General features: G+C 68.1%; 4 protein-coding genes and 2 pseudogenes. 1 reads left to right on the top strand and 5 read right to left on the bottom strand.

Annotated elements, in window-relative coordinates:
• The 4 genes and pseudogenes from EOA33_RS26395 to EOA33_RS26380 all read right to left on the bottom strand — a co-directional run.
• Positions 1–518, bottom strand: a pseudogene (locus tag EOA33_RS26395) (energy transducer TonB); the annotation flags it as partial.
• On the bottom strand, positions 515–1,015 hold the full coding sequence (exbD, locus tag EOA33_RS26390) for a TonB system transport protein ExbD (RefSeq protein WP_126057552.1): 501 nt from the start codon (positions 1,013–1,015) through the stop codon (positions 515–517). The gene exbD and the pseudogene EOA33_RS26395, both read right to left, overlap by 4 nt.
• Positions 1,016–1,021: 6 nt before the next feature.
• Entirely contained in the window at positions 1,022–1,966 is a 945-nt protein-coding gene (gene exbB, locus EOA33_RS26385; protein WP_126057551.1) for a tonB-system energizer ExbB, read from the bottom strand.
• Between the two features lie 17 nt (positions 1,967–1,983).
• A complete protein-coding gene (locus tag EOA33_RS26380; protein WP_126057550.1) occupies positions 1,984–2,802 on the bottom strand; it encodes an ATP-binding cassette domain-containing protein in 819 nt (272 codons plus the stop codon).
• A 201-nt stretch (positions 2,803–3,003) separates the two neighbouring features.
• Here EOA33_RS26380 and EOA33_RS26375 point away from each other — a divergent pair.
• Positions 3,004–3,701, top strand: a pseudogene (locus EOA33_RS26375) (isochorismatase family cysteine hydrolase).
• A gap of 8 nt (positions 3,702–3,709) precedes the next feature.
• On the opposite strand, the gene EOA33_RS26370 reads toward EOA33_RS26375, so the two are convergent.
• On the bottom strand, positions 3,710–4,147 hold a 438-nt coding region (locus EOA33_RS26370), incomplete at its 5' end, for an LLM class flavin-dependent oxidoreductase (RefSeq protein ID WP_127406967.1).

Genomic DNA, 4,147 nt, shown 5'->3' with positions numbered 1-4,147 from the left:
ACCTTGGATTCCGCCGGCGCATCGACCGGTTTCGGCTGCGGCAAGGGAATGACGACGTCCGGTGCCACCGTCTCGACGACGTCCGGAACCACTTCGTCGAGCGGCTGTTGAGCGCTCAGCGCGGCGACCGTCGGCGCCGCCGGTTCGGCCGCGTCGGCCTCTGCCGGCTGTTCGACGGTCGGTTCCGCTACTTCGGTGACCTGCTCAGGCGCCGGCTCGGTTGCCGGCTTCACTGGCGCCGCCCTCTCCGTCTCCTCGACCGGCTCGGCTTGATCGGGCGTCACTGTGTCCGGCACCAGCGCCTCTTCCTGTTCTGCGGGCGCGAGCGGCGACATCTCGATCGCAAGCGCCGGCGGCGGTCCGCCAGAGATGTCGGCAGGACTGAAGTTCTGCACTGCATAGGCGACCGCCACATGCGCGACCAGGATCAAGGCGGCGGCAGCCGCCCACAGGCCGGTCTCGCTCGCGCCGAACCGCGGCTGACCGACCCCGGACAAGGCGGCCGTCGCGCCCGTCATGGTGCCGTGCCGCCGCTCGGGGCTGTCGGCTGGCCTCCAGATGGCTGGCTTCCGCCTGGCTCTGGCGCATCGGCCGAAGGCAGCGTCTCCAGGCCGACCAGCGCGATCTTGAGATAGCCGGCGGCACGCAGCAGGTTCATCACCTCCATCAGCTCGCCATAGCCAACCGACTTGTCGGCGCGCAGGAAGATGCGCGTCTGCTTGTCGCCCTTGGTGCGACCGTCGAGCATGGCGGCGAACATGGCGCGCGGCACGCTGTCATTGCCGACGGCGAGCGTAAGATCGCCTTTCAGCGTCAGGAACAGCGGCGTCTCGGGGCGCGGCGCCGGCGTCGCCGTCGAGCCCGGCAGGTCGACATTGACATCGACGGTGGCGAGCGGTGCCGCGACCATGAAGATGATCAAAAGCACCAGGATGACGTCGATGAACGGGGTGACGTTGATCTCGTGGCTTTCCTCGAGATCGTCGCCGGCCGTTTCGCGAATCCGCGCCGCCATGACCGCTCACTCCGCCGCGATGGCGCCTGCCGGCGGCACGGTGCGGAAATCGAGGTCGCGGCTGACCAGCCGTTCGACGCCAGCGGCGGCATCGGCGAGGATCTGCCTGTAGCCGGCTATGGAGCGGGCAAAGCCGTTGTAGATGACCACCGCCGGGATCGCCGCCACCAGGCCCATGGCGGTGGCGAGCAGCGCTTCGGCGATGCCGGGCGCCACGACCGCCAGATTGGTGGTCTGCGCCTGCGAGATGCCGATGAAGGCGTTCATGATGCCCCACACCGTGCCGAACAGGCCGACGAAAGGCGCGGTCGAGCCGATGGTCGCGAGCAGGCCGGTGCCGCGCGACATGCGCCGCGCCGCAGCTGCCTCGATGCGCGACAGCCGCGAGGTAACGCGCTCCTTCAGGCCATCGCCGGTGACGTGGTCGAGCGCGCCGGCAGAAAGCGCGGCCTCTTCCTCTGCGGCGCGCACCAGAAGCGCGCCGGGGCCATTGTTGTGGCCGAGCGCGCGCCCGGCCTGCATCAGCGTCGCGGCATTGCCGATCGCCTGCGCGGCGCGGCGCGCCCTGAGCTTGCCGGCGAGGATCTCCAGCGACTTGGCCAGCCAGATCGTCCAGGTGACCAGCGAGGCGAAGGCGAGGCCGATCATCACCGCCTTGACGATGATGTCGGCGGCTATGAACATGCCCCAGGGCGACAAATCGTGCGGCAGCGTCAGCGCAATCGCCGTCGACGGTGCCGGAGCCGGCCTAACGCCCGGTTGCGGTGCAGCGGGAGCAGCAATGGCCGGAGCGGTTGTGGCGGGTGCGGCCGGCACTTGGGTGGCAGGAGCTTGCGCCACCGGCGCTTGTGCGGCCGGAGCTGGCGTCGCCGGTTGCTCCTGTGCGGCGACAGCGCCGGCCGCCAGGATCAACGATGCGGCCAGCGCCGCGAAAAGGCCATGTCTGGACACGCTTCGTCCTCGCTTCATCATTGCACGTAACCGATGGGCTGGCCGGTGACGGGGTGCGAAAACACCCCCATCTCGACGCCAAAAATGCCCTTGAGCATGTCGCCCCGCATGATCTCGGCGGGCGTGCCGCGCGTCAGCAGCCTGCCTTCCTTCAGCGCGATCAGTTCGTCGCAATAACGCGCTGCCATGTTGGGATCGTGCAGCACGACGACGACGCAAAGGTCGCGCTTGCGGCTGAGTTCCCTGACCAGGTCGAGCACCTCGACCTGGTGGGCGATGTCGAGCGCCGAGATCGGCTCGTCGAGCAGCATGACGCCGGCATTCTGCGCCACCAGCATGGCAAGCCAGGCCCGCTGCCGCTCGCCGCCGGAAAGCTCGTCGACCAGACGGTCGGCGAAGCCGGCCATGTCGGTCAGCGCCAGCGCCTCCTCGATATGCCGCCTGTCCTCATGGCCGAAACGGCCGAGCGCGCCATGCCAGGGATAGCGCCCGAGCGCCGCCAGTTCCCGCACGGTAAGCCCGGTCGCCGCCGGCGTCGTCTGCGGCAGATAGGCCAATGCCCGCGCCAGCTCGCGCGCGCTCCAGCCGGCCAGCGGCCGCTCGGCGAAGCTGATCGCGCCCTCGCTTGCCGGCTGCTGGCGCGCCAGAAGCTTGATCAGCGTCGACTTGCCGGAGCCGTTGTGGCCGATCAGACCGTAGACGCGCGCGCGTTCGAGCTCGAGCGAGACCGGTCCGAGCAGAGTCCGCTCGCCGACGGCGAAACGCACCGCTTCGACACGGAAGGCAGTCTGAACTCCAGCCACGCTCTGGCCTTTCTGCAACTCGGGCTTGCGCATTCCTCGGCAAGCGGTTTCCAGCTGCCATCGACGGTTGACTATGAAACATGAGTTTACTAGTCAACTATGGAGATGACTATTTGATTCAACAAAATTGTCATGAGGCCCCGGCGCACGGCCGAATTGCGCCTTGCTGCCAATGTGGCGCCTCTGCGGAGGGCCATGCCCTGCCTATGGACTGCGACACCATCTCCGGCCACGATGGCTCCCTGCGTGAGGCAAGCGGCCGATGATCAAGGCGATCCGTTCGATTTCCCCTATGACGGCTCGAGCCGCAACACACCGCGCTGCTGGTCATCGACCTGCAGGAGGACTTCCTGTCGCCGACCGGCTATTTCGCCAGAAAGGGATACGACCCTTCGCCGCTCAGGGCGATCCTGCCGGCGGTGAACCGGCTGATCGTGGCAGCCCGCGCCGCCGGCCTGACCATCGTGCACACAAGGCAAGGCTACCGCGCCGACATGGCCGACATGACGCCTTACGAGAAATGGCGCCGCCAACGGGCACGGCTCGACGGCACCGGCATCCTGCTGCGCTCCAGCCCGGGCTTCCAGATCGTCGCCGATATCGAGGTGGCGGCGCAGGATATCGTCGTCGACAAGACGTGCAACGGCGCCTTCACCTATACCGACCTGGAGCTGGTCCTGCGCGCACGCGGCATCACGCATCTCCTGTTCACGGGATGCACGACCGACGTCTGCGTCCACACCACGCTGCGTGAGGCCTGCGACCGCAACTTCCAGTGCCTGACGATTGCGGACGCCTGCGCCAGCGGCGACAGACAGGCGCATGAGGCCGCGCTTCACATGGTGACGGTCGAGGACGGCGTCTTCGGCGCGCTGGCGGATTCGGACGCCGTCATCGAATCGCTGGCGCGGCTTGCCGGCAGGCCGCGCTGACGACCCGGTCAGGCCCGGGCGCGGGATCCCGATGGCAGGCGCGGCACCAATGCGCCGGATTGCGTCACGCCGCTCTCGAGACGCGCCAGTGAATTGGCGATAAGCGTGACAGTCTCGCGACCCGCCGTCGCGATCTCGCGCGGCCTGTCGATGCCGGCGATCATGAATTCATGGATGCCGAGCCCCGCATAGGGCAACAGCGACAACGCGATCTCGGCCGGCGACCCGGAAACCTCAACCGCCTTGTGATCGGCGACGCCTTCATCTTTTTGCGATCGCATGCGCACGGGCAGCGCGAAGCGCAGTTTGCCGGCCCTTCCATGCTCGGCGGCGGCGGCGCGCACGCGCTCGATCAACTGGCTGACCTCGTCGGGCGAACCGGCGGACAGTTCGAAGACATCCGCGTGCCGGCCGGCTACCCTGAGCGCCGTTCCCGACTGGCCGCC

It is taken from the genome of Mesorhizobium sp. M4A.F.Ca.ET.050.02.1.1 (genome assembly GCF_003997725.1).
In the GTDB taxonomy this organism is placed as follows: domain Bacteria; phylum Pseudomonadota; class Alphaproteobacteria; order Rhizobiales; family Rhizobiaceae; genus Mesorhizobium.
This window is presented reverse-complemented; position numbering and strand designations above follow the sequence as displayed.

Bases quoted from the DNA above. Each gene is read 5' to 3' on its own strand.
- exbD (WP_126057552.1), bottom strand. From the start codon at position 1,015: ATGGCGGCGCGGATTCGCGAAACGGCCGGCGACGATCTCGAGGAAAGC.
- EOA33_RS26380 (WP_126057550.1), bottom strand. From the start codon at position 2,802: ATGCGCAAGCCCGAGTTGCAGAAAGGCCAGAGCGTGGCTGGAGTTCAG.